The organism is Cellulomonas sp. KH9 (assembly GCF_900114185.1).
Classification (GTDB): domain Bacteria; phylum Actinomycetota; class Actinomycetes; order Actinomycetales; family Cellulomonadaceae; genus Cellulomonas.
In genome coordinates this window covers 12,948-36,264 of record NZ_FOSE01000001.1, presented here as the reverse complement: position 1 = coordinate 36,264, position 23,317 = coordinate 12,948, and the positions used below count along the sequence as shown (strand labels likewise).

The following is a 23,317-nucleotide window of genomic DNA, read 5'->3' as shown; positions in this document are numbered from 1 at the left end:
CGCATGAGCCGCGTCGTGGTGACCGGTGGCAGCGGGAAGCTCGGGCGTGCCGTCGTCGAGCACCTGGCGATGCACGGGTACGACGTGGTCAACGTCGACACCGCTGCCCCGCCGGAGGGCCAGAAGGCGCTCTTCACCCGGGTCGACCTCACCGACCTCGGCCAGGTGACCGAGGCGCTCACCGGCATCGACGACCGGTACGACGGCGTCGACGCGGTGGTCCACCTCGCGGCGATCCCCGCGCCGGGCCTGCGCCCCAGCGGTGCGACGTTCGCGAACAACGTCGTCGCCACCCACCACGTGTTCAGCGCCGCCCGCCGTGCCGGCATCAAGAACGTGGTCTGGGCGTCGAGCGAGACCGTCCTCGGCCTGCCCTTCGAGACCCCGCCGCCGTACGTCCCGGTCGACGAGGAGTACGCGGTCCGCCCGGAGAGCACGTACTCCCTCGGCAAGGCGGTCGAGGAGGAGATGGCCCGGCACTTCACGCGCTGGGACCCGGACCTCAAGCTGATCGGTCTGCGGTTCTCCAACGTGATGGAGCCGGGCGACTACGCCGCGTTCCCGGGGTTCGCGGCCGACCCGCGCAGCCGGATCTGGAACCTGTGGGGCTACATCGACGCCCGCGACGGCGCCCTCGCGGTCCGCCTCGCGCTCGAGAGCGACCTGCGGGGCTTCGAGGCGTTCATCATCGCGTCGACCGACACGGTGCTGGAGCGGCCGTCGGCCGAGCTGGTCGCCGAGTACTTCCCGGACGTCCCCGTGAAGCGCCCGATCGAGGGCCGCGAGACGCTCCTGTCCATCGACAAGGCCCGTCGCCTGCTGGGGTACGACCCGCAGCACACGTGGCGCGACGAGGTCTGAGGCGCTGCGGGAGGCGACGGTGATCACGGTCGTCCTGTTCGACCTGGACGGGGTCGTCCGGCACTTCGACGAGCGCGCCGTCGCCGAGATCGAGGCCTCCCACTCCCTCGCGGCGGGATCCATCGCGGCGTTCGCGTTCTCGGAACCGCACCTCACCGAGGTCACCACCGGGCGCATCACCCGAGCGGAGTGGGTGCGGCGCATCGGCGACCACGTCGGGAACCACGTCGCGGCTCGCGCCTGGGGCACCGCACCGTCTCGCATCGACGACGACGTGGTGCAGCTGGCGGCCGAGCTCCGTTCGCGCGGTCTGACGACGGCGATCCTGACCAACGGCACCGACACGATCCCCGCCGAGCTGCGCGCGCTCGACCTCCCTCCGGCCTTCGGCACGGTCTTCAGCTCCGCCGAGATCGGCCACGCCAAACCGAGCCCTGCGGCCTTCCACCACGTGCTCGAGGCCCTGCGGGTCAGCGCCGACGAGGTGTTCTTCACCGACGACACGCCCAGGAACCTCACGGCAGCGGCGGACCTCGGGATCGTCACGCACCACTTCACGGGTGTTCCTGGACTTCGCGCCGCGCTCGCGGAGGCCGGCATCGTGAACTCCTCGTTCTCGTCGAGCTGAACGTGGCGACCAGACGTCTCGACCGGAGGTCGCCCCCACGGGCGCCGCGTCGCCACCGGCCGGCCGCAGCTCGACGGTCGCCACCTGGAGCACCGCACCCCTGTCGGCTCGCGTCTGGACCTGCACCTGCGCTCACCGCTGACGCCCCCTGATCACGTGGAGACGATCCGCAGCTGCGCGATTCTCAGAGGACCTTGAATCTCGGCGCACACACTCGGTAGTGCAAAGTTCCACCACCTCCAGAGATCGACGTCACCGCCGACGTCGTCATGCGTCGGCGCGGTGGTCCGCTCTCAGCCTCGCGAGAAGGAGCCCGACGATGGTGCGCACGATCATCTCGACCCTGGCGGCATCCGCCCTGCTGGCCCTGAGCCTGTTCGCCGCGGCACAGCCGGCACAGGCCGCCGCTCCCGGCGGGGAGCTGCGGAACAAGGACACCGGACTGTGCGTCGACCGCCGGGAGCACCCCGAGCGGCCGGTGGCGGCGTTCACCACGAGGTGCGACGGCTCGGCCACGCAGCGCTGGGTCTACTCGGCCGCGGACCAGACCATCCGCACCCCGGACGGCCGGTGCCTGGCCACGGGCAGCTCGTCGGGGATCTTCGTCACGGCCTGCGACAGCGGCCTGCTGGTGCGCTGGGGACAGACGTCCGACGGCCGCATCCACCAGCTCGACTGGGGCATCGGCTGCATCGAGGACTTCCGCACGGAGACGCTCACCTGGGGTGGCTGCAGCAACAGCCGCAACGAGGTCTGGTCGTCGCTCGTGACCGTCTGACCCTCGAGGGGCGAGTGCGCGGCACCGGGGCGGATCGCCACGGTGCCGCGCCGCGCGGGGGTAGCCGGCCAGGCCGTCGATGCCGTCGAGCAGCGGGATCGGCCGAACACCCACTCCTCGACGGGCACCGCCGTTCTCGACAGGCCGACGACGAGCTTCGTCGGATCTGCCCGGACCGCGGCGATGCCGGGTCAGTCCTGCACCGGCGTCGGTCCGGCCGTCGAGGGCCACTGCCGTCCCGTGCTCGCCGCCCGGCCCACCGCGCCGCACCGGGTGGGGGCCGGTCTAGGCTCCGGGGCGTGCTGATCTGGATCAACGGTGCATTCGGGGCGGGCAAGACCCAGACCGCGTTCGAGCTGCGGCGTCGACTGGTCGGCGCGCACGTCGCCGACCCCGAGCTCCTCGGCTTCGCCATGCACCGGACGCTCCCGCCCGCAGCGCGCGACGACTTCCAGGACCTCGCCGCGTGGCGTTCGGCCGTCGTCGACGTCCTTCAGCGGGCCGAGGCAGCCCATGGCGGCCCGGTGCTCGTGCCCATGACGATCGTGCGTGACGACTACTTCGACGAGATCGTCGGTGGGCTGCGCTCCCGCGGCGTGGACGTGCGCCACTACGCCCTGATCGCCAGCCCGGAGACGCTGCGCAAGCGGCTGAGCACCCGCATCGCGTTCGTGCGCTCCGGCCTGCGCCGCGAGACCTGGGCAGTGCAGCAGATCCCGCGCTGCGTCTCCGCCCTCGCCCAGGAGCGTTACGCCACGCACGTCGAGACCGACCAGCGGACGACCGACGAGGTCGTCGAGTGGATCGCCGACGACGCCGGCCTCACGCTGGCGGGGCCGCGGCTGCCGCCGTGGCGCTACCAGCTGCGGCGCCTCGAGGTCGGCATCGGCCACATCCGGTAGGGGTGGCGCGCCGCGTCGGTCGTCGGGATCACCACGGACCGGCTGCTCCCCCCGTGGGCGACCTTGCCTGTCCGGCGCTCGGGGCAGGCGCCCGGCCGAGGCCCGGCCCGCGCGTGAGACCGGAGGCGGACTCAGGCGCCGACGCCTCCGCCGACGGGGCCGCTCGACGCGGTCTGGCCCCACACGGCCGTCGCACAGCTGTGGCCGATGCGCACCGCCTGCACGATCGTGCCGGTCGAGACGACCATGGACGCGACGACCAGGACCAGCACGACGGCCCGGAGCACCGCCCCGCGTGCGTCACCCGCCTGGCCCCGGCGCGCCCACCACGTCATGAGGACGAGGCCCGCGGCGATCACGACCAGGCCGATCACCCAGGGCAGGAGCCGCTCGGCCATCTGCGAGTGGACCTCCACGGCACCCGACTCCCCGACACGTCCCTCCAGCGCGACCGCGAGCAGGAGCGGCAGGGCGAACGCCCACCGGCGGAACCGCGGCCACAGCGCCGCGAGCAGCACGGCCACGGCGGCGAGCGGGACGATCACCTCCACCGCGTGCACGACCAGCGGATGCAGCGGCAGTCCAGCAATGGTGTCGAACATCGGTGCTCCCAGCGCGAGCCCGGCAGGTCGGCGCCGTGGTCGCGTCGCACGTCGTTCCCTCACGGTCCCGGCCACCACCGCACGGGTGGCGTCGGGACCTGCGACGACTCTTCTCCCCTGCCCTGGAGGCGCCTCGGCGTCGCCTCGGAGCTTGCTGATAGCCCGGCGTCAGGTGCGCGGCGCCTCGCGGTCGGCACCGACCGCATCCACGAGGGCGGCGCTCACGAGGGGGCGCTCCCGGACCCGACGCCGGCTGCCGTCCGTGCGGCCGTGAGGCGGACCGGGGCCATGACGGCGAGCGGCACGACCAGGACGAGGAGCCCCAGGCTCGTCAGCCGCAGGAGGTCCTGCTCGTTGCCCGCGAGACCGACGAGGACGGGGATGAGCAGCAGGCCCAGGGGGTTGACGGCCTCGCTGAACAGGTAGTCGTACCCGAACACCTGACCCAGCCGCTCGGGCGGCACCTCCCGCTGCACGGCCGACGCCCACACCACCCCGCCGACGGAGAGCCCGGCCCCGGTCACGGCCGCCAGCCCGACCAGCACGGCGATCGGTGCCTCGAGGGCCAGCAGGAGGCCGAGGACGAGCGGCGGGCACAGTGACAGCAGCGCCCACGTGGCGACGCGCGTCGGTCGCAACCGACCGGCGACGAGCGCCCCGACCAACGAACCGGCGGCCAGCGCGCTCTGCAGCCACCCCCAGGCCGCGAGGTTGTCGAACCCGTCGCGCAGGAGGACGGGGCCCGCGACCGTCAGCACGGACCAGCCGACGAAGTGCCAGACGCCCGACGTGACGACGACGAGCCAGAGCCCGCGCGACTGCCAGAAGTACGACCAACCGTCCCGCAGATCTCCCCAGACCCCCGCACCGTCGGCCTCGAAACCCTGCCCGCGCGGCAGCCGCTGCAGCGGCAGCGCCGAGACCAGCAGGACGACGGCCAGGACGAGCCACGCGGCCGTCACGGGCAGCAGGCCGCCCGTGAAGGAGAACAGCGCAGGCCCGAGGATCCCGGCGGCTCCCGTGGTGAAGAGCTTCACCGAGTTCGCCCTCTCGAGGTCCTCCTTCCGGACGATCTGCGGCAGGTACGAGCCCAGCGAGGGGTACTGCAGCGCGGCGCTCAGCTCGATGACGAACGAGACCACGCACAACCAGGCGACGGACTGCACGCCGAAGCCCAGGAGGACCCCCGTCAGCGCGGCCGCGACGACCCAGAGCGCCGTCGTCGAGAGCAGCAGCCCTCGGGTCGTGATGCGGTCCGACAGCCACTTCGAGATCAGGGCACCGACGATCGCGGGCACCGCACCGGCGCCGAGGACGAAAGCGAGCGAGGTCAGGGACCCGCCACCGTCGAGCGTGGTGAGAGTGAGCAGGACGGGCGCGCCGCCGGCTCCGAGCACGTACGCGAAGCGGCTCGCCAGGAAGGCGCCGAGCCCGGGGTTGCGCTTGAGCACGTCGAGACTAGGCATGGGCCTCACCGATCACGTCGAGGGGCACGAGAGAGCGCAGCCGCTCCCCGAGGGGTCGTGCGGGATGCTCGTCCCACCGGCCGGCGAGCCGCGGCCTGCCGGACAGGACGCTCACGACGATCGGGAACCGGTCCGGGTGGCGCGAGACGCCGAGCGAGACGAAACGGGGACGACGGGACTGCTCCCACGCCACAGACCTGTACCACGCCAGCTTGTCCAGGATCACCGGCACGTACCCCGGGTCGATCATGCAGTCCTCCGCACCGATGGAGACGACCTCGAACGCCCGCCGCGTGAGCTCCTGGACAGCCCTGTGCCGCCACGCGCGACGACAGCGCGACAGGGCGGGGTCGCAGGCCTCCACGAGTCCGACGGCGAGCGCGCGGCGGTCCTCGGGCAGGCCGGCCCCGGTGACGAGACGTCCGTCGCGCACGTCGTAGAGGGACGCACAGCGGACGGCACCGCCGGCGTCGGACGCGGTGACGACAAGTCCTCTCTCGACGAGACGCCGGAACGTCGCCTCGTGCTGGACGCCGTGGGGAGTGATCCCGCGCGCGTACACGCCGGGGACGACCAGGCCGTAGTAGATGCTGTCGAACAGCTCCCGCGACGCCGCGACCCGCCGACCGGACAGCACGGACACGACGAGCCCCAGCCTGTCGATCGTCGTGGTCTGGTCGCGGAGCTGACGTCGCCGGGATCGGTGGGTCGACAGGGTCGTGTCGCTCGCGACGACGTGGAGCGCACCGCAGACAGGCACGAACCCGCTCTCCAGGAGACGGGCGGCACCGTCCGGTGACGACGGCGTCAGCAGGACCTGCCGCAGACGGCTGAGCTCGACGGCCACGTCGACGAGCTCGTCTCCGTCCCCGAGGTCAGAGAACGGCGTCACGCCGGCTCACCGCCTGGAGACGGGCGCCGAGCCAGTCCCCGAAGTCCCGGACGTCCTGGACGAGCGCAGGGCTGCGGCCCACCAGCTCCGTCGGCGTGAAGAGCAGTCTCCGGGCGAGCAGGTCGGCTGTCGGGAGTGCCTCGTGCGAGGGCGCCGGGTGCAGGCCGCGCAGAGCGGGCTGCGCATAGGCGGGTGCGATCGGCAGCAGCCCCAGCGGGACGCGCCTGAGCCGCGCGAGCTCGGCGACGTCTGCGGCGTCGAGCGGGCAGTCGGCCCGCAGCACCAGCGGGGTGAAGTACGAGTGCCCGGCTGGAGCCGGAGAGCGGGAGCCGAGCAGCGCCTCGTCATCCCGGAAGCGGTCGTGGACCGCGACCGCCGACGCGTGGGCCGCCGGTCGGTGCTCGCGCACGGACCGGAAGTGCCGGTCGATGTCGACCACCGGCAGCGGGAGCTCGGTCAGCCGCGGGCCCAGGCGCCCCCATCGTCCCTTCTCCGCGTACATCCCGAGCGCGCGGTCGACCTCGTCGATGAGCTCGGGGCGCGACAGGGCGAGCACACCACCGTGGAAGGGGTGCGCCGCGGGCTTGCGTGATCCCATGCTGATCACGCACGCCGCAGCGGTGGAGGCGGAGGGTGTCGGCGCCGGGTTCACGGACAGGTCGAGGATCGTCCGTTCGTGGATCTCGCCTGCACCGACGTCACCCCACCAGGGCCGGACCGTGACCGTGACCGTGTCGGCCGACGCCGGAGCGCCGGCGAGCTGCGCCGTCATGTCCCGGTAGCGGGGCGTCAGCCCTGCGTCGAGGACAGCCTTCGTCAGCGTCCAGCAGCTCAACGCGGGCAGGTCGACATCGTCGCCCGCCTGCGACATCGCGCTCAGTGCGGCGGCGAGCGCCATCGTCCCGTTGGCGAGCACGACGAACCACTCGTGCTGGGTCAGCTCGCGCAGCTCCGGCGGACAGCGCCGCACACAGGTACGGGCCACGTCTCACTCCCTCATCACGGTCGCGTCGACGACGCGCAGGAGCAGCTGGACGAGCGCGTACGCCTCGACGAGGCTGCGCGGATCCCCGCGGGGCGCGAACTCGGAGAGGCTGAGCGTCTGCAGACCGGCGGCCGAGCGGCAGAGCGCCTCGACCGACGCGAGGGTGGGCCCGCCCGGGAGCGGGCACGTCACGCTGGACATCTCCCGCGGATCGACGACGTCGACGTCGAGCGCGATATGCAGCTCGGTGCCCTCCTCCGCTGCGAACGCCGAGGCCGCGGCCTCGGAGCGCAGTGCGAGGTGCCTGCCGCAGTCCTGCGGTGGCTCGGGCGATAGACCTCGACGGCCCCACTGCCCCACGAGGAGCGACCGCTGGTCGTCGAGCAGGCGGCCGATGACGTTGGCGTGGTTGAGGGCACCGGTCTGGTACGGGTTGCGGTCCTCGTGCGCATCGAGGTGAAGGAGGCGACCTCGCTGCGTCGCCATGACCTCGTACGTCCACGAGTCGTCACCGGACAGGACGACGAGCAGCCGGCAGGTGCGTCGGATGCGCTCGAGCCGCGCCGCGAGGGTGGCGTTCGGCCGGTCCTCGTCACCTGCGTCCGGACCGACGTCACCCGCGTCGGCGATCCTCAGGCCCCGGCACAGCGTCCTGTCACGCTCGAGGTCGAACCACCCGGACGTCCCCGGTGAGCGGTGGGCCAGGACGGCGCTCACCCGCCGGACGAGCGCCGGCCCGTCACAGGCACGCGAGCCGGCGAGGCTTCCCGCGCTCGACGGGATCCCGACCACCACGACGTCGTAGCGACCGGCGGGGTCCCATCCCTCGACACCGCAGAACGTCTGCCCCTGCGCGTTCACGCCGACCCTGCGTCCTGAGCCTGGAGCGCGGTCAGGGTGTACCTCGCCGCGGACAGGTCGTCGTCGACCGGTGCGTAGACGTCGCACGGGTCCCCCTGGGCCAGGATCAAGCGCTCGAGAACGACGTACGGGTGGTGACGGAGCCGGAGCTCGTGCAGCCGGAGCACCGCCCGCTGACGGTCGCTCGTCGTGCTGCGGGCGACGGCACGCAGCTCGTCGCGCAGCGTCTGCGTCCCCCCGCTGTACCGCTCGAGGTACCCGGTGCGGAACTCACGCTTGATCCGTCGGACGACGGGGTCGACGTAGAGCGGGTCCGTGTCCGGCAGGACGTCCGTGTCGAAGTGGTGCCCGCAGCGCTCCTCGTACAGCGACCGCAGCGGGGTCCCGGGGAACAGGATCAGGTCGTGGCCGTAGTGGTTCACGTCGAACGCGTCGAGGAGCCCGCTGCGCAGGAAGAAGGAGAGGTTGCGCGCGAGGCCTGCGAGCGTCTGGTCCGGGTAGAACATGATGTAGTCGATCCCGACCGCGATCCCCGCGTCGGTGAGCAGACGCACGGCGTCGATGCTCTGGCGGACCGTCGCGTACTTGCCGAAGTTCCGCTTGTTGAAGAACACGAGCTCGTCGTCGTCGCCCGCCTCGATGCCGAGCTCGACCGCGCGCAGGCCCCTCCCCCGGAGCTCGGGCAGGTCGGCACGGAGCGAGAGCACGTGCCCGACGGTCGCCTGGACGCTCCACGTGACGTCCTCGAACACGTCCGAGACTGCGCTCGAGAACGCACGTGCGCGGGACTTGCTGGTGAGGAAGTCCGCGTCGAGGAAGTAGATGTGCTCGAAGGGCCGTCGAGCGCGCTCCCACCGCAACCACTCGACGACGTCGGCGGGAGACGCACTGCGGTAGGGCTCGTCCATCGCCGCTATCGAACAGAACGTGCAGGCGAGAGGGCAGCTGCGGCTGGTCACCAGGGACACGCCGCGGCGCCGTCGGCCGCCGCTCTCCGTGAAGTACATGACCTCGTCCGCGCCCACGCCCACCCGTGCGGTGAACGGGTTCCCCCACTCGCTCGGGGGGACGAGCCGCGCGGGTGAGTGCAGCTCGGGGCCGTCGGGCGTCATGCAGGCGACCCCGGGGACCTCGGCGATCGAGGAGCCGTTCGCCAGCCGCTCGAGGATCGCCACCACGGCTGCCTCACCCTCGCCGACGACACAGGCGTCGAACGGCGGTGAGTGCCGCGGCAGGAACTCGCGCCAGGCGAGGCTCGCGTGCGGACCTCCGGCGATCACGAGCGCAGTCGACGCGAGCGCGCGGGCGCACGCCGCGATCTCCACCGCGGCGAGGACGTCCATGCTCATCACCGTGAGCCCGACGAGCACGACGTCGTCCCAGTCCAGCTCGTGCAGCTGTCTGCGGGCCTCCTCCAGCTCCATGCGCGAGAGGTCGACGACCTCGCACCGGAAACCGTCCAGGCGGCTGTCGACGTAGGACGCGATCGCGAGCAGCCCCAGGGGTGGGACGGGGTTGTCCGAGACGTCCGAGGGTGCGGTGAGCAGCACGACGCGCTTCATGGCTGACTCCCTTCGACGGGTGGGGGCCACTCCTCGGCGGCTTCGAAGGCCGAGCGCGCCTGCTCGCTGCTGCCCGCCGGTTCGAGGAACTCGGCATGCCGTCGGTCCCCCTGCCCGAGCACCGACCGGGCTCGCAGCTCGTCGTACGCGCTCCGCCCGAGGCGCAGGGTCTGTCGACCGTTGTCCAGGTAGACGTAGGAGACCTGACTCATGACCACGGTCTCTGGCCTCGGGCGGAGATGCTGCATGTCGGACATCCTCAGACGGCGATCGTGCTCCGGCCGAAGATGAAGGTGTAGTCCTCCGACGACTCGTTGATCGTGTCCTCGGTCAGACGTGCTTCACGCTCGGCATCGGCGAACAGCTGCTCGAGGTCGTCGTGGGTGAGCTGCACCTGCGCGACCTCCGGGCTCGTGACGGACACGTGACTCTCCTTTCCTCCTGGGCACCTCGGACGGGCGCCCATGTCGTGGTGGCCCCGCCACACCCGGTTCGCGCACCGCAGTGCGGGGGCCGGCGGCGTCGGAGCGACAGTCACGCCACGCGCGCGCCCGTGGTGTGAGGCGAGCGACGGAACGTGGGGACGGCGAACGAGGTCGCACAGCGCTGCTGGTCGACCTGCCTGGCGAGGTACGTGACCACCGGCACGACGATCAGGTTCACCACGAGCGCGTTACGGAGGAACGGGAGCCCCGCGACCCACGAGTCGACGAGGCCCCCGAGACCGGCGGAGTAGAAGTGACCCCGCCCGACCAGCCACACGCCCGCGTTCGTCCAGAGGTAGAACCAGAACGACGAGAACGTCGCGAACCCGATCGACACCGCGCCCCCGACCCGCCCGCCCCGCGCGAGGTGATGACCGACGTACCCGGTGACGAGCCACGCCGACAACGTGAACAGCTGGACGTCGCTCACCCCGAGGAACAGGTCGGACGCCGCGGCGGCGACGAGCGGGACGAGCGCCGCAGCAGGGCTCCTCACCAGGATCACGGCCGCGAAGGACATCGCTGTGAGGAGCTCGACGCCAGGCAACCCGTGGCGCACGTTGAGGATGCGCCATCCGGCGGCGATCACCACAGCGAGGACAAGGACGAGGACGCGCCTCACTCGATCGCCTCCAGTCGCCACTCGATGGTGGCGCCGACCTCGACGCTCACCGACCCGGCGCCGACGGTGGAGGCCACGCCGTCCACGTACAGAGCCCAGAACTCGTCGTCCGCCGGGGCGTAGCCGGCGACCCCGGTGACGAAGGCGTTAGCACCCTCGCCCTGGACCGCGTAGTCGATGCCGCTCTTCTCGAGGACCTCCAGGGCGGAGAGGTCGCCGTCACTGCGCAGGTGCACCGACATGCGCTCCTCCTGCTGGGCGACAGGAGCCGGCGACGAGCGCGACGTCTCTGCAGCAGGTGCCCGGGCGCAGCCTCCCACCAGGGCCAGGGTGAGCACGGGCAGGCACACGAGCCCGGCCAGCACCCGCGCGGGGAGGCGCCGGGTCCCGGACGGCCGAGTCAGCACGCGAGTCATGCGGATGTCCTTGCCTCGGAGACAGGTCACCCAGTCGCGGCGCGACAGCTCGGACGACCAGCACGAAGACGAGCATCGTGCGCGGTCGTGCACGGCAGAACCGTCGGCCGGGGTGGTGCGAGAGTAGTCAAGCGCTGCCGTGACAAATCGGGACGTTGGTCATGCGTCGGACATCCCACGCGGATCGTGCGAGTACCCGCAGCGCGACGGCGATGAGCCGACCTCCGATGACGTCCGTGGCCCCGGCGCCGACCGCCAACCCCACTCGCTGGTGATGGGCCGCCTGCTCGTCATCCTCGCCCTCAGGCTCCTGACCTCGGGCCCCTGCCTCGGAGCCGGTCGCCTCGGTGAGGGGTGTCTCGCGTCGAGATGCAGGACAGATCGACCGGGGATGAGCGTCGTACTTTGACCGGCTGCTGGTCTCGACCGGTCACCAGTCAATGTGTGCAGCTGCCCAGTAGGTGCCAGGCTCGGCGATGGTCGCGCGGGTGTGCGAGCCCGTGCGATGGACTCCGGTGATCTGGTCTGTCTCGACCCGCCGCTCTCGCTGCCCCTGTCGGGATCAAGGCCCGGTGTGCTCCGACATGCGACCGGAGACCCGTGGCCCACGTGGCCACCCTCGTGGGACTGGCCCGGCGGAACACGCTCCGGGCAGCTGCCGTCGAGCGACCCGCCTGAGTCCCTCGAGCCCCGGAACCCTTCTCCGCTAGCGATCGCCGACCCAGACCGCGTTCGAGCTGCGGCGTCGACTGGTCGACGCGCACGTCGCCGACCCCGAGCTCCTCGGCTTCGGGTTCCAACGGACGCTCCCGCCCGCAGCGCGCCACGACTTCCAGGACCTCGCCCCGTGGCGTTCCGCCGTCGTCGACATCCTCCAGCAGGCCGAGGCCGCCCACGCCGGCCCGGTGCTCGTGCCCATGACGATCGTGCGTGACGACTACTTCGACGAGATCGTCGGTGGGCTGCGGTCACGCGGGGTGGACGTGCGCCACTACGCGCTCGTCGCGAGCCCGGAGACGCTGCGCAAGCGGCTGAGCACCCGCATCGCGTTCATGCGCTCCGGTCTGCGCCGCGAGACCTGGGCGGTGCAGCAGATCCCGCGCTGCGTCGCCGCCCTTGCCCGCGAGCGCTACGCCACGCACGTCGAGACCGACCAGCGGACGACCGACGAGGTCGTCGAGTGGATCGCCGACGACGCCGGCCTCACGCTGAACGCGCCGCGGCTGGCGCCGTGGAGGTACCAGCTGCGGCGCCTCAAGGTCGGCATCGGCCACATCCGGTAGGCGCGCCCGAGGGCTCGACGTGCCGGTCGCGCGCGTCGCCCCGACCAGGCAGAGCAGAGCGTTGCAGCCGGCGATGGGACGATCGCGCCATGGACCTCGAGGAGCAGCGCGACGTCGTCGCCCAGGAGCTGGACGGCGGCAACGTCACCACCGTGGTTCGTGTCGGTGACACCGTCCGGCGGACGGCCGGCCCGTGGACGCCGGCCGTGCACGCACTGCTCGCGTGGGTACGGGAGCGCGGCGTCACGTGCGTGCCGGCGCCGCTCGGCCTCGACGACGACGGTCGGGAGGTCCTGGGCTGGATGCCCGGCGAGGTCGTCGGGTGGCCCGTGCCGGACTGGCTGTGGACAGCGCGGACCCGGGCGCAGACCGGAGCGATGCTGCGCGCCGTCCACGACGCGACCGTCGGGTTCGACCTCGACGACCGCGTCTGGCACTCCCCGACGCACCATCCCGTCGAGGTGGTGTGCCTCAACGACGTCGCGCCCTACAACATGGTCTTCGACGGGACGGAGCTGGTCGGGCTCATCGATGTCGACATGGCCTCGCCGGGCCCCCGGGCGTGGGACCTCGCGTACCTCGCGTACCGGCTGTGCGGGTGGTGCGAGGACATGCGGGCACCGGACGACGTCACCCCGCTGGACCGCCTCGCGCACCTGCTGTCGAGCTACGGGCAGGACGCTGCTCCTGCGATCGAGGACGTCCTGACGACCATGGTCACCCGGCTGCACGACCTGGCGGACTGGACCGACGAGCACGCACGCGTCGCCGACCGGCCCGACCTGCACGACCACGCCGCGATGTACCGGCGGGACGCGGCGCGAGTGCTGGAGCAGTAGGCCGAGCCGGGACGGGTCGCCGAACCGTCGGCCCCCGAGCCCGGAGACCCCTTCTCAGGACATCACGTCGGGCCCCGGACGTGAGGCGTCGAGCCTGCACCGCGACTCCCCGACGGGTCGTCGGGCGGTCACCAGCAGCCCTCGAGCTCGTCGACGCTGTCGGGCTCGCAATGTCACGGGTCGTGCCCCCTGCGCGGTTGCGCCGGACGTTCGCGACGCCACCGCCGAGCTTTGTTCACGACGTACGTGCGAGGCCGCCGTCCATACCTACCGGTCGGTATGGACAAACGGGTAGGTTGGAACCAGACATCGGCGTCGGCAGGAGGTCACGCATGGAGATCGTCGGGGCGGTCCTCGAACGGTCGGGCAGCCCGGCCCCCTTCGCCGAGTCGCGACCGTTCACGGTCTCGCGGCTCGAGCTCGACGACCCCGGCCCGGGCGAGGTGCTCGTGCGCATCGAGGCCGCGGGCGTGTGCCACTCCGACCTGTCCGTCGTCGACGGCAACCGCGTCCGTCCCACGCCGATGCTGCTCGGGCACGAGGCCGCCGGGATCGTCACCGCGCTCGGCACCGGTGTGACGGACCTGTCCCCGGGCGACCGCGTCGTGCTCACCTTCCTGCCCCGGTGCGGCGACTGCCCCGGCTGCGCCGCCGACGGACGGCTCCCCTGCGTGCCCGGCAGCGCCGCGAACGCCGCCGGGACCCTCGTCGGCGGCGGCACCCGGCTGCACCGCGACGGCGCACCCGTGCACCACCACCTCGGCGTCTCGGGGTTCGCGTCGCACGCGGTGGTCAGCCGCACCTCGCTCGTGCGCGTCGACCCCGACGTCCCCCCGCAGGTCGCGGCCCTGCTCGGCTGCGCGGTGCTCACCGGCGGCGGTGCGGTCGTCAACGCCGGCCGACCGCGGCCCGGCGAGCCCGTGGTCGTGGTCGGGCTCGGCGGCGTCGGGATGGCGGCGCTGCTCGTCGCCGTCGCGCTCGGGCACGACGTGACCGGCGTCGACACGGTGCCGGACAAGCTCGCCACGGCGCGGGACCTCGGGGCGAGCATCGCGTGCACGCCCGCCGAGCTCGTCGAGCGCGGGTTGCGCGCCCCCGTCGTCGTCGAGGCCGCCGGCTCCGCGCGCGCACTCGAGACCGCGTTCGCGGCGACGGCGCCCGGCGGGACGACCGTCACCGTCGGACTCCCCTCCCCCGCCGCGCGGGCCGCGCTGTCCCCCCTGACGCTGACCGCGGAGGCGCGCACGGTCGTCGGCTCCTACCTCGGCTCCGCGGTGCCCGAGCGTGACGTCCCCCGGTACGTCGACCTGTGGCGCTCCGGCCGGCTGCCCCTCGAACGGCTCGTGTCCTCGCACATCGCGCTCGACGACCTCGACTCCGCCATGGACCGCCTCGCGGCCGGTGGCGAGCTCCGCCAGCTCCTGACCTTCGACGAAGGGACCACCCCGTGACGACAGCGCGCACCACGACAGCCCTCGTGACCGGCGCCGCCCGCGGCATCGGCGCCGCGACCGCCCGCCGGCTCGCGGCCGACGGCCACCAGGTCGCCGTGCTCGACCTGCGCGAGGCCGACGCCGAGGCGACCGCCGCCGCGATCCGCGAGGCGGGTGGCACCGCGCTGGCCGTGGGCGCCGACGTGGCGGACGAGGACGCGGTCGCCGCCGCGGTCGCGCGCGTCGCGGACGAGCTCGGGCCGCCGACCGTCCTGGTCAACAACGCGGGGATCCTGCGCGACAACCTGCTGTTCAAGATGTCGGTCGACGACTGGGACGCCGTCCTGTCGGTCCACCTGCGCGGCGCGTTCCTCGTGAGCCGGGCGGTCCAGCAGCACCAGGTCGCCGCCCGCTGGGGGCGCGTGGTCAACCTGTCGAGCACGTCGGCGCTCGGCAACCGCGGCCAGGCCAACTACGCCGCCGCCAAGGCCGGCATGCAGGGCTTCACCAAGACGCTCGCGATCGAGCTCGGGCCGTTCGGCGTCACCGTGAACGCCGTCGCGCCCGGCTTCATCGAGACCGACATGATGCGCGCCGTCGCCGAACGGACCGGTATGGCGTACGACGACCTGCTGGCCGCCGCGGCCAAGGAGGTCCCGGTGGGCCGGGTCGGCCGGCCCGACGACGTCGCCGCCGCCGTCTCGTTCTTCTGCTCGGAGGACGCATCCTACGTGTCCGGCCAGGTGCTCTACGTCGCCGGAGGGCCGCGCACATGACCGCCATCACCGTGAGCTCGCCCGAGGACCTCGGTGCCGCCGTCGGGCAGTCCGCCACCGGGGAGTGGCGGGTCGTCGACCAGGGCCGCATCGACCTGTTCGCCGACGCGACCGACGACCACCAGTGGATCCACGTCGACCCCGCCCGCGCCGCCGCCGAGTCGCCGTTCGGCGGGCCCGTCGCGCACGGCTTCCTCACGCTCGCGCTGGTCCCCGCGCTCACCGACGGGCTGCTCGACGTGGGCGGGACCGCGATGGTCGTCAACTACGGGCTCGACCGCGTGCGCTTCCTCCAGCCCGTGCTCGCGGGGTCGCGCGTGCGGGCGACGACGGTGGTCGACGGCGCCGAGCCGACCCCGCAGGGCGTGCGCGTGTCGTCGACCGTGACCGTCGAGATCGAGGGTGCGCCGCGCCCGGCGCTCGTCGCGCGGACCATCGCGTTGTTCGTGCCGGCCTGACCGGCGGTGCCGCCGCCCGGGTCGTCAGGCGAGCCGGGCCCGGGCTCAGCCCACCCGCTCCAGCACCATCGCCATCCCCTGGCCCCCGCCGACGCACATGGTCTCGAGCCCGAGGGTCCCGTCGCGCTCCTGCAGGCCGTTCAGCAGCGTGCTGGTGATCCGCGCGCCGGTCATGCCGAACGGGTGGCCGACCGCGATGGCGCCGCCGTGCACGTTGAGCCGGTCGAGGTCGACGCCGAGCTCGCGCGCGGACGGCAGGACCTGCGCGGCGAACGCCTCGTTGAGCTCGACGAGGTCGATGTCGCCGATCGAGAGCCCTGCGAGCGCGAGCGCCCGTCGGCTGGCCTCGACCGGCCCGAGACCCATGAGCTCGGGTGACAGCGCGCTGACGCCCGTCGAGACGATGCGCGCGAGCGGGGTCAGGCCGAGCTCGTCGACCACGCGGTCGCTGACCACGACGAGGGCCGCGGCGCCGTCGTTGAGCGGGCAGCAGTTGCCGGCGGTGACGGTGCCGTCGGGCCGGAACACGGGGTCCAGGGCGGCCAGGGCCTCGACCGTGACCCCTGCGCGAGGACCGTCGTCGCGCGACACGACCGTGCCGTCCGCGAGCGTGACCGGCGTGATGTCCCGCTCCCAGAAGCCGCTCGCGAGCGCGGCCTCGGCGCGGTTCTGGCTCGACGCGGCGTACTCGTCCTGGTCGCGGCGGGTGGTGCCCGTGCGCTGGGCGACGTTCTCGGCGGTCTGGCCCATCGCGACGTAGACGTCGGGCAGCTCGCCGTCCTCGCGCGGGTCGCGCCACGTGCTGCCGCCCTTCGCGGACCGGGCCGTGCGCTCGACCGCCTCCGCGAACACCGGGTTGGTCAGGTCCTCGCCGGGGATGAAGTCGCTCGACCCGCGCGCCAGGGAGCTGACCGACTCGACGCCGGCCGAGACGAACACGTCGCCCTCGCCGGCCTTGATCGCGTGGAACGCCATCCGCGTGGTCTGCAGGCTCGACGAGCAGTACCGGTTCACGGTCGTGCCGGGCACGGTGTCCAGCCCGAGCAGCACGGCGACGACCCGCGCCATGTTCATCCCCTGCTCGCCGCCGGGCAACCCGCAGCCGAGCAGCAGGTCGTCGACGCGCGTCGGGTCGAGCCCTGGCACCTGGTCGAGCGCGGCGCGGACCATCGCGGCGGCGAGGTCGTCGGCTCGCACGCTGCGCAGCGAGCCCTTGAACGCGCGGCCGATGGGTGAGCGGGCGGTGGCGACGACGTAGGCCTCGGGCATGGCGGGCGGTCCTCTCGTGGACGACGACGGGGCGGACGGGCGTGCGGTCGGTCACGCGGCGAGGCGCGCCGTGATGTGCCGTGGCGTGCCGGTCAGACGAACGCGCTGACCCCGGTGATCGCCCGCCCGACGATGAGGTTGTTCATGTCGCGCGTGCCCTCGAACGAGTAGACGGCCTCCGCGTCGGCGAAGAACTTGGCGACCCCGTGGTCGAGCACGATGCCGTTGCCGCCGAGCAGCTCACGGCACCACGCGACCGTCTCGCGCATGCGGGTCGTCGCGTAGCCCTTGGCGAGCGCCGCGTGCTCGTCGCCCTGGCGTCCCTGGTCCTGCATCCGCGACGCCTGCAGGCACAGCGCGATGCACGCGGTGATGTTGCCGAGGCACTGCGCGAGGCGGTCCTGCACGAGCTGGAACGACGCCAGCGGGCGGCCGAACTGCTGACGCTCCCCCGCGTACCGCACCGCCGCCTCGTACGCGCCGACCTGCACGCCCACGGCCTGCCAGGCGACCTCGGCGCGCGTGAGCCGCAGCACGAGCGCGACCTCGCGGAACGAGTGGATGTTCGGCAGCCGGTCGGCCTCGTCGACGCGGACGCCGTCGAGCGTGATGTCGGCGTTCTGCACGATCCGCAGGGCCTGCTTGCGCTCGATCTTCGTGGTCGTGAACCCGGGGGTCCCGCGGCGCACGAGGAAGCCCTTGACCTGGTGGTCGGCGACGTCGCGCGCCCAGATGACGACGACGTCGGCGAACGTCGCGTTGCCGATCCACCGCTTCGCGCCGTTCAGCACCCAGGTGTCGCCGTGGCGCTCGGCGGTCGTGCGCAGGCCCTTCGAGGAGTCGGAGCCGGACAGCGGCTCGGTCAGGCCGAACGCGCCGATGAGCTCGCCACGGCCCATGGGCGGCAGCCAGTGCGCGCGCTGCTCGGGCGAGCCGCCGATCGCGATCGAGCTCATCGCCAGGCCGCTCTGCACGCCGACGAACGTCGCCGTCGACGGGTCGACCCGCCCGAGCTCGAGCGCCGCCCAGCCGCGCCACACGGCGCTGTTCTCGAACCGCTGCGTCTCGGGCCAGCTCGCGCCGAACATCCCGAGGTCGGCGAGCCCGGGGATGATCTGCGTCGGGAACTCGGCGCGGTCCCAGTAGTCGGTCGCGATGGGCCGGACCTCGCGCTCCATGAAGTCGCGCAGGCGCAGCGACGCCTCGAGCTCGACGGGCGTGAGCTCGTCCTGGAAGCCGTAGAAGTCGGCGGCGAGCCGGTCGGTGCCGGGCACGAGGTACGCGCCGGCGTCGGTCGCAGCGGCGGCGGCCGGCCGGTCGACGCCGTGGTCCGTGGCAGCGCGGTCCGTGGCGGCGTCGTCCGTCGTGGCGTGGTCCGGCGTGGCGGTGTCGGTCATCTCGGCCCTCGATCGTCGTCGATCGGCGCGCCGCGCCCCGGTGCGCGCGCGTCCCGCCGCCAGCGTTGCATCATTCCCCAGAATGTTGCAACCCCCTGCCGATCCGGGGCTAGAGTGCGGCGCATGACGGTCCCCACGCACCGGAGCTCGCTCGCGCGGGTCGGCACCGCGGTCGCGCCGTCCCGGTTGTCCGCGCGACTCGAGGACGGCGCGCACGAGGACGCCACCCGGGCGTTCCGCCTCGCACGCGAGACGTTCATCGCCGGCGAGCGCATCGACATGGGCGGGCTCGCGACCCGCCTCGGCGTCGACCGGACCTCGCTGTTCCGCTGGGTCGGCAACCGCGACGCGCTGCTGTCCGAGGTGCTGTGGTCGCTCGCCGTCCCGACGCTCGAGCAGGCCGACGCCGCGACCCAGGGGCGTTCCGGCGCCGACCGGGTCGTCGCGATCCTCACCTCGTTCGCGCACGACCTCATCACCGCCGACTACTTCCGGTCGTTCCTGCGCCGGGAGCCCGCGCGGGCCCTGCGGCTGCTCACGACCAACGACAGCCAGATCCAGCGCCGGTACGTCGCCGTCGTCGAGCAGCTGGTCCGCCAGGAGCTCGGCGACCGGCCGTTCGGACGCGACATCGCCCCGGCCGACCTCGCCTACCTGCTCGTGCGGGTCTCGGAGTCCTTCACGTACGCCGACCTGATCACGGGCGACGCACCGAGCGCCGAGCGCGCCCGCGCCGCGTTCGACCTCGTCCTGCGCCCCGAGGAGCCCCGATGACCTACGGCCACCGCGCGCCGTTCCCGACGCGCTGGAACGACAACGACCAGTACGGGCACGTCAACAACACCGTCTACTACGAGGCGATGGACACCACCGTCAACGCCTGGATGGTCGGCGCCGGCCTCGACCCCCTGCGCGGTGACCGGATCGCGCTGTGCGTCTCGTCGTCGTGCGAGTTCCGGGCGCCTGCGTCGTTCCCCGAGCCGCTCGCGGTCGGCCTGCGCGCCGGCCGCGTGGGGACCACGAGCATCACGTGGGAGCTCGGCATCCTGCGCGAGGACGAGCCGGAGCCGATCGCGACCGGGCAGTTCGTGCACGTGTTCGTCGACCGGGACTCGCGCCGCCCGGCGCCGATCCCCGAGGGGATCCGGGTCGCGATCGAACGGGACCTGGTGGTCTGACGTCGAACGACATGCCATCGTCGTCCGTGTGCAGGCAGTCAGCGGGTGCCACCGACGCTTCCAAGCCCGCAGGCAACGCCGCGCGACGACCGCCTAGGCAAAGAAAAACCCCCGGTGCTCTGAAGCTGAACCTCAAAGCGCGATCCGGGGGACTTCTGCTCGCTAGGTTACCAGCGTGACAGGAGCAGCTCAAGGCGCCCCTCACGTTCACAGCGGCCTGGACCGCGGGATCTCCTCCCCGAGGTTCGCCACGTTCGAGCGTGCAGCGGAAGGTGACGCGAACCTCGCGCGCGACCTCTACGTCTGGAACCGCGACCTGGCGGTCGCGTTCCTCGCCGACATCGCCATCCTCGAAGTCGCCCTCCGCAACGCAATCCACGACGCCGCAACGGCCCAGTGGGGTACGCACTGGTACAGCAACCCTGCGGTCATCTTCGACGACCGCAGCACACGACAGCTCTCGACCGCGTGGAACCAGCTTCCCAAGAGCGTCCAGCGGCGGCCCCAGGACCCCGACGTCCCCGGACGGCTCGTCGCACAGTGCATGTTCGGCTTCTGGACCAACCTCCTGGATGCCGGCGGCTACCGCGGCAACGACCCTCGCCGCTTCAGCACCGACTACGACATCCTCTGGAACGCCGCACTGAAACACGCTTTCCCCGGTGGGCGCCTCGAAGCACGCCACGAGCGCGCACGCATCCTCGCCCGTTCGACGAGCGCTGCCGCTGCCGAGGAGGAGCCGGCATTCACTCGAGGCTGGGTCCACGGCGTCTGCAAGAGCGTCAACGACCTCCGGAACCGTGTCGCGCACCATGAGCCGCTGATCAACGGCGTGCCTCTGAACGGTCAGGGGAGGCGGATGAGCTCGGACGAGGCGCACCGAAGATGCCTGATGCTCGCCCGGATGGTGGATCGGGACCTTGCCGCGTGGCTCGTCGCGAACTCGACGGTCCCTGCGGTCCTCGGCTGTCGGCCCCGCCCGGCGCCGAGATCTGCGCAGGCGGTGCCGCCCACGTAGACCTCGGTGGGACCCGTCCTGCGGTCTGGCTGCACGTCGCAGGCGAGCGGGGCCAGGGTATGGAAGCGCCAGGCCATTCGTCCCGCTCGTCTGCTCGGTCATTGCGTCCTCCTCGTGGAGCCGGTGCGCTGTCCAGTCAGACGCTGGACCGCGTACGAACTCGTCGGAATCCCGGCATCCTGCTCCGCCCGCGGTCATACCGACTGTCCGGTATGCTCGCCGAACGCGGGCGACGCTGCCTGCCCGAGCCATGAAGGTGGTCGCCGGTGTCCCAGCTCGTCCCGGACGTCCTCCCCGGTCTCGACGTCGCACGCCTCGACACGTGGCTCCGTCGCACGCACCCCGACCTCGCGACCGACGAGCCGCTGCGCGCGACCCTGTTCGCCGGCGGCCGCAGCAACCTCACGTACGGGATCGACGGCGCGCGGATCCCGCTCGTGCTGCGTCGGCCGCCGCTGGGCCACGTGCAGGAGACGGCGCACGACATGGCCCGCGAGCACCGCGTGATCCGCGCGCTCGGCAGCACCCGCGTCCCCGTGCCCGCGACCGTGGACCTCGTCGACGACGTCGACGGCGCTGCCGGGACCGGGACGCCGTTCTTCGTCATGGAGCGGGTCGAGGGCGAGGCGCTGCGCGACCCCGCGCAGAACGCCGCCTGGTCCCCCGCCGAGCTCCGGGCCCTGAGCCTCGAGCTCGCGGAGCTGCTCGCCGAGCTGCACACCCTCGATCCCGCGTCCGTCGGGCTGGCCGACCTCGGCCGGCCCGACGGCTACCTCGAGCGCCAGCTGACGCGCTGGGGTCGGCAGTACGACGGCTCGCGCTCGCGCGACCTCCCCGCGCTCGACGCGCTGCAGGAGCGCCTGCGCGAGCGCGTGCCCGCGACGGTCCGCACCGGGCTCGTGCACGGGGACTACCGGCTCGACAACGCGCTCGTCTCCCGCGCGGGCGGCGTGCACGTGGCAGCGGTGCTCGACTGGGAGATGGCCACGCTCGGCGACGCCGCCGTCGACCTCGGGATGCTCGGCCTGTACTGGGACATCCGTCGGATCGCGCCGCCCGACGGCCTGACCGCGAGCGCCGTCGACCCCGCCGCGGGCTACCCGGAGTTCGCCGAGCTCGCCGACGCGTACGCGGCCCGGTCGGGCTCGTCCGTCCCCGAGCTGTCCTGGTACCGCGCGTTCGCGGCGTACAAGCTCGCGGTGATCCTCGAGGGTGTGCACGTCCGGTACCGCGCGGGCGAGACCGTGGGCGAGGGCTTCGACGCGATCGGTGCCCTCGTCCTCCCGTTGGCCGACGAGGGCCTCGCGTGCCTCGACGGCGCGAGCTGAGAGCAGCGGACGTGGACTTCGCCTACGACGAGCGGACCCGGGACCTGCGCACGCGCACGCGCACGTTCCTCGACGAGCACGTCCTGCCCGCCGAGCCAGTGCTCGACGCGCAGGTCGCCGCGACCCCCGACGAGTGGGGTCCGCGCCCGGTGGTGCGCGAGCTGCAGGAGACCGCGCGGGCGCAGGGCCTGTGGAACCTGTTCCTGCCGGGGCCGCGCGGCGCCGGGCTGACGAACCTGCGGTACGCACCCGTCGCCGAGCTGCTGGGCCGCAGCCCGCGCCTCGGCCCCGTCGCGACCAACTGCGCCGCCCCCGACACCGGGAACATCGAGCTCCTCACCGAGTTCGGGACCCCCGAGCAGCAGGAGCGCTGGCTCGACCCGCTGCTCACCGCGCAGACGCGCTCGGCGTTCTGCATGACCGAGCCCGGCGCCGCGTCGTCCGACGCCACCCAGATCGCGACCCGCATCCGCAGCGACGGCGACCACCTGGTGGTCACGGGTCGCAAGTGGTGGTCGACGGGCGCGATGAACCCCGACGCGACGCTGCTCGTCGTCATGGGGGCGACCGACCCCGAGGCGCCGCGGCACCGGCAGCAGAGCATCGTGCTCGTCCCCCGCGACACCCCCGGCGTGCGGGTCGTGCGCCCGCTGACCGTGCTCGGCTACGACGACCGCGACCACGGCGGGCACGCCGAGATCGCGTTCGAGGACGTGCGCGTGCCCGCGTCGGCGCTGCTCGGCGGTGAGGGCGACGGGTTCGCGATCGCGCAGGCCCGGCTCGGACCGGGCCGCATCCACCACTGCATGCGGGCGCTCGGCATGGCGGAGCGCGCGCTCGACCTGGTGCGCGAGCGCGCCGCGTCCCGGTCCCCGTTCGGCCAGCCGCTCGCCGAGCAGGGCGTCGTGCGGGAGTGGGCCGCGGAGTCGCGCATCCAGGTCGAGGCGCTGAGGCTGCTCGTCCTCAAGACCGCCTGGCTCATGGACACGGTCGGCAACCGCGCGGCGATGACCGAGATCCAGGCGATCAAGATCGCGGTCCCGCGCGCGGTGCAGCAGATCGTGGACCGGGCCATCCAGGTGTTCGGTGCGGCGGGGCTCAGCGAGGACCAGCCGCTCGCCGCGATGTACGCCGCGGCACGGTCGCTGCGGATCGCCGACGGGCCCGACGAGGTCCACCTCGCCTCGCTCGGGAAGGCCGAGCTCCGGCCGCGCCCGACCTGACGTCCCGCCCGCACAGCACCACCCCCGCACCACCCCCGTGTAGTCGCCGCCGAAG

General features: G+C 72.9%; 26 protein-coding genes. 14 read left to right on the top strand and 12 right to left on the bottom strand.

Annotation, left to right across the window (positions count from 1 at the left end):
* Nucleotides 1–3 precede the first annotated feature (3 nt).
* The 4 genes from BMZ16_RS00190 to BMZ16_RS00175 all read left to right on the top strand — a co-directional run bounded on the left by BMZ16_RS00190 (nt 4) and on the right by BMZ16_RS00175 (nt 3,169).
* Nucleotides 4–861, top strand: coding sequence for an NAD-dependent epimerase/dehydratase family protein (locus BMZ16_RS00190; protein ID WP_089797394.1), 858 nt, complete (start codon nt 4–6; stop codon nt 859–861).
* A 19-nt stretch (nt 862–880) separates the two neighbouring features.
* Nucleotides 881–1,489, top strand: a complete 609-nt coding sequence (locus tag BMZ16_RS00185) for an HAD family hydrolase (RefSeq protein WP_089797392.1) — start codon at nt 881–883, stop codon at nt 1,487–1,489.
* 319 nt (nt 1,490–1,808) lie between these two features.
* The gene (locus BMZ16_RS00180) at nt 1,809–2,267 is read left to right on the top strand and encodes a ricin-type beta-trefoil lectin domain protein (RefSeq protein WP_089797390.1); all 459 of its coding nucleotides are present in this window, start codon (nt 1,809–1,811) and stop codon (nt 2,265–2,267) included.
* A gap of 299 nt (nt 2,268–2,566) precedes the next feature.
* A complete protein-coding gene (locus BMZ16_RS00175; protein WP_089797388.1) occupies nt 2,567–3,169 on the top strand; it encodes an AAA family ATPase in 603 nt (200 codons plus the stop codon).
* Between the two features lie 131 nt (nt 3,170–3,300).
* Here BMZ16_RS00175 and BMZ16_RS00170 read toward each other — a convergent pair whose 3' ends face one another.
* From BMZ16_RS00170 to BMZ16_RS00130, 10 genes are all read right to left on the bottom strand, one after another.
* On the bottom strand, nt 3,301–3,771 hold the full coding sequence (locus tag BMZ16_RS00170) for a hypothetical protein (protein WP_089797386.1): 471 nt from the start codon (nt 3,769–3,771) through the stop codon (nt 3,301–3,303).
* 221 nt (nt 3,772–3,992) lie between these two features.
* Nucleotides 3,993–5,237, bottom strand: coding sequence for an MFS transporter (locus BMZ16_RS00165; protein WP_089797384.1), 1,245 nt, complete (start codon nt 5,235–5,237; stop codon nt 3,993–3,995).
* Nucleotides 5,230–6,129 carry a hypothetical protein gene (locus BMZ16_RS00160; RefSeq protein WP_089797382.1) on the bottom strand — a complete coding sequence of 300 codons (900 nt, stop codon included), beginning with the start codon at nt 6,127–6,129 and terminating at the stop codon, nt 5,230–5,232. The genes BMZ16_RS00165 and BMZ16_RS00160 overlap by 8 nt, the downstream gene beginning before the upstream one ends.
* A complete protein-coding gene (locus tag BMZ16_RS00155; RefSeq protein ID WP_143082687.1) occupies nt 6,113–7,114 on the bottom strand; it encodes a hypothetical protein in 1,002 nt (333 codons plus the stop codon). The genes BMZ16_RS00160 and BMZ16_RS00155 overlap by 17 nt, the downstream gene beginning before the upstream one ends.
* 3 nt (nt 7,115–7,117) lie before the next feature.
* Entirely contained in the window at nt 7,118–7,975 is an 858-nt protein-coding gene (locus tag BMZ16_RS00150) for an arginase family protein (RefSeq protein WP_177199531.1), read from the bottom strand.
* Nucleotides 7,972–9,537: a B12-binding domain-containing radical SAM protein gene (locus tag BMZ16_RS00145; RefSeq protein WP_089797376.1), complete on the bottom strand. Its 1,566-nt coding sequence runs from the start codon at nt 9,535–9,537 to the stop codon at nt 7,972–7,974. Before BMZ16_RS00145 ends, BMZ16_RS00150 begins: the two co-directional genes overlap by 4 nt.
* Complete coding sequence (locus BMZ16_RS00140; protein ID WP_143082686.1) at nt 9,534–9,749, bottom strand: hypothetical protein; 216 nt, start codon at nt 9,747–9,749, stop codon at nt 9,534–9,536. The genes BMZ16_RS00145 and BMZ16_RS00140 overlap by 4 nt, the downstream gene beginning before the upstream one ends.
* Before the next feature lie 47 nt (nt 9,750–9,796).
* Nucleotides 9,797–9,961: a hypothetical protein gene (locus BMZ16_RS19070; RefSeq protein WP_177199530.1), complete on the bottom strand. Its 165-nt coding sequence runs from the start codon at nt 9,959–9,961 to the stop codon at nt 9,797–9,799.
* Nucleotides 9,962–10,071: 110 nt separating this feature from the next.
* Nucleotides 10,072–10,644, bottom strand: coding sequence for a DUF6580 family putative transport protein (locus BMZ16_RS00135; RefSeq protein WP_369822476.1), 573 nt, complete (start codon nt 10,642–10,644; stop codon nt 10,072–10,074).
* Nucleotides 10,641–11,060, bottom strand: coding sequence for a DUF4430 domain-containing protein (locus BMZ16_RS00130; RefSeq protein WP_089797370.1), 420 nt, complete (start codon nt 11,058–11,060; stop codon nt 10,641–10,643). The genes BMZ16_RS00135 and BMZ16_RS00130 overlap by 4 nt, the downstream gene beginning before the upstream one ends.
* A gap of 917 nt (nt 11,061–11,977) precedes the next feature.
* On the opposite strand from BMZ16_RS00130, the gene BMZ16_RS00125 reads away from it, so the two are divergent.
* The 5 genes from BMZ16_RS00125 (at nt 11,978) to BMZ16_RS00105 (ending at nt 15,849) form a co-directional block, all read left to right on the top strand.
* Nucleotides 11,978–12,343 carry a hypothetical protein gene (locus BMZ16_RS00125; protein WP_255366267.1) on the top strand — a complete coding sequence of 122 codons (366 nt, stop codon included), beginning with the start codon at nt 11,978–11,980 and terminating at the stop codon, nt 12,341–12,343.
* An 89-nt stretch (nt 12,344–12,432) separates the two neighbouring features.
* Nucleotides 12,433–13,182, top strand: coding sequence for a phosphotransferase (locus tag BMZ16_RS00120; protein ID WP_089797366.1), 750 nt, complete (start codon nt 12,433–12,435; stop codon nt 13,180–13,182).
* 332 nt (nt 13,183–13,514) lie between these two features.
* Nucleotides 13,515–14,633, top strand: coding sequence for an alcohol dehydrogenase catalytic domain-containing protein (locus BMZ16_RS00115; protein ID WP_089797364.1), 1,119 nt, complete (start codon nt 13,515–13,517; stop codon nt 14,631–14,633).
* Entirely contained in the window at nt 14,630–15,391 is a 762-nt protein-coding gene (gene fabG / locus BMZ16_RS00110) for a 3-oxoacyl-ACP reductase FabG (RefSeq protein ID WP_089797362.1), read from the top strand. Before BMZ16_RS00115 ends, fabG begins: the two co-directional genes overlap by 4 nt.
* A complete protein-coding gene (locus BMZ16_RS00105; RefSeq protein ID WP_089797360.1) occupies nt 15,388–15,849 on the top strand; it encodes a MaoC family dehydratase in 462 nt (153 codons plus the stop codon). The genes fabG and BMZ16_RS00105 overlap by 4 nt, the downstream gene beginning before the upstream one ends.
* A gap of 45 nt (nt 15,850–15,894) precedes the next feature.
* Here BMZ16_RS00105 and BMZ16_RS00100 read toward each other — a convergent pair whose 3' ends face one another.
* On the bottom strand, nt 15,895–17,118 hold the full coding sequence (locus BMZ16_RS00100) for an acetyl-CoA C-acetyltransferase (protein WP_089797358.1): 1,224 nt from the start codon (nt 17,116–17,118) through the stop codon (nt 15,895–15,897).
* A 92-nt stretch (nt 17,119–17,210) separates the two neighbouring features.
* The gene (locus BMZ16_RS00095) at nt 17,211–18,515 is read right to left on the bottom strand and encodes an acyl-CoA dehydrogenase family protein (protein WP_369822475.1); all 1,305 of its coding nucleotides are present in this window, start codon (nt 18,513–18,515) and stop codon (nt 17,211–17,213) included.
* A 123-nt stretch (nt 18,516–18,638) separates the two neighbouring features.
* On the opposite strand from BMZ16_RS00095, the gene BMZ16_RS00090 reads away from it, so the two are divergent.
* From BMZ16_RS00090 to BMZ16_RS00070, 5 genes are all read left to right on the top strand, one after another.
* A complete protein-coding gene (locus tag BMZ16_RS00090) occupies nt 18,639–19,289 on the top strand; it encodes a QsdR family transcriptional regulator (RefSeq protein ID WP_089797356.1) in 651 nt (216 codons plus the stop codon).
* Complete coding sequence (locus tag BMZ16_RS00085; protein ID WP_089797354.1) at nt 19,286–19,693, top strand: acyl-CoA thioesterase; 408 nt, start codon at nt 19,286–19,288, stop codon at nt 19,691–19,693. The genes BMZ16_RS00090 and BMZ16_RS00085 overlap by 4 nt, the downstream gene beginning before the upstream one ends.
* 175 nt (nt 19,694–19,868) lie before the next feature.
* Nucleotides 19,869–20,711, top strand: a complete 843-nt coding sequence (locus BMZ16_RS00080; protein WP_218143283.1) for an Abi family protein — start codon at nt 19,869–19,871, stop codon at nt 20,709–20,711.
* A 266-nt stretch (nt 20,712–20,977) separates the two neighbouring features.
* Nucleotides 20,978–22,039 carry a phosphotransferase family protein gene (locus tag BMZ16_RS00075; RefSeq protein ID WP_089797352.1) on the top strand — a complete coding sequence of 354 codons (1,062 nt, stop codon included), beginning with the start codon at nt 20,978–20,980 and terminating at the stop codon, nt 22,037–22,039.
* A gap of 11 nt (nt 22,040–22,050) precedes the next feature.
* Nucleotides 22,051–23,262 (top strand): acyl-CoA dehydrogenase family protein, encoded by a 1,212-nt coding sequence (locus tag BMZ16_RS00070; protein WP_089797350.1) that lies wholly within the window; start codon nt 22,051–22,053, stop codon nt 23,260–23,262.
* Nucleotides 23,263–23,317: the final 55 nt, after the last annotated feature.

What these genes read in the sequence shown, in the direction of transcription:
- BMZ16_RS00190 (WP_089797394.1), top strand. Translation starts at nt 4, where the DNA reads ATGAGCCGCGTCGTGGTGACCGGTGGCAGCGGGAAGCTCGGGCGTGCC.
- BMZ16_RS00180 (WP_089797390.1), top strand. Translation starts at nt 1,809, where the DNA reads ATGGTGCGCACGATCATCTCGACCCTGGCGGCATCCGCCCTGCTGGCC.
- BMZ16_RS00170 (WP_089797386.1), bottom strand. Translation starts at nt 3,771, where the DNA reads ATGTTCGACACCATTGCTGGACTGCCGCTGCATCCGCTGGTCGTGCAC.
- BMZ16_RS00165 (WP_089797384.1), bottom strand. Translation starts at nt 5,237, where the DNA reads ATGCCTAGTCTCGACGTGCTCAAGCGCAACCCCGGGCTCGGCGCCTTC.
- BMZ16_RS00145 (WP_089797376.1), bottom strand. Translation starts at nt 9,537, where the DNA reads ATGAAGCGCGTCGTGCTGCTCACCGCACCCTCGGACGTCTCGGACAAC.
- BMZ16_RS00140 (WP_143082686.1), bottom strand. Translation starts at nt 9,749, where the DNA reads ATGAGTCAGGTCTCCTACGTCTACCTGGACAACGGTCGACAGACCCTG.
- BMZ16_RS00130 (WP_089797370.1), bottom strand. Translation starts at nt 11,060, where the DNA reads ATGACTCGCGTGCTGACTCGGCCGTCCGGGACCCGGCGCCTCCCCGCG.
- BMZ16_RS00125 (WP_255366267.1), top strand. Translation starts at nt 11,978, where the DNA reads ATGACGATCGTGCGTGACGACTACTTCGACGAGATCGTCGGTGGGCTG.
- BMZ16_RS00120 (WP_089797366.1), top strand. Translation starts at nt 12,433, where the DNA reads ATGGACCTCGAGGAGCAGCGCGACGTCGTCGCCCAGGAGCTGGACGGC.
- BMZ16_RS00115 (WP_089797364.1), top strand. Translation starts at nt 13,515, where the DNA reads ATGGAGATCGTCGGGGCGGTCCTCGAACGGTCGGGCAGCCCGGCCCCC.
- BMZ16_RS00105 (WP_089797360.1), top strand. Translation starts at nt 15,388, where the DNA reads ATGACCGCCATCACCGTGAGCTCGCCCGAGGACCTCGGTGCCGCCGTC.
- BMZ16_RS00100 (WP_089797358.1), bottom strand. Translation starts at nt 17,118, where the DNA reads ATGCCCGAGGCCTACGTCGTCGCCACCGCCCGCTCACCCATCGGCCGC.
- BMZ16_RS00095 (WP_369822475.1), bottom strand. Translation starts at nt 18,515, where the DNA reads ATGACCGACACCGCCACGCCGGACCACGCCACGACGGACGACGCCGCC.
- BMZ16_RS00090 (WP_089797356.1), top strand. Translation starts at nt 18,639, where the DNA reads ATGACGGTCCCCACGCACCGGAGCTCGCTCGCGCGGGTCGGCACCGCG.
- BMZ16_RS00085 (WP_089797354.1), top strand. Translation starts at nt 19,286, where the DNA reads ATGACCTACGGCCACCGCGCGCCGTTCCCGACGCGCTGGAACGACAAC.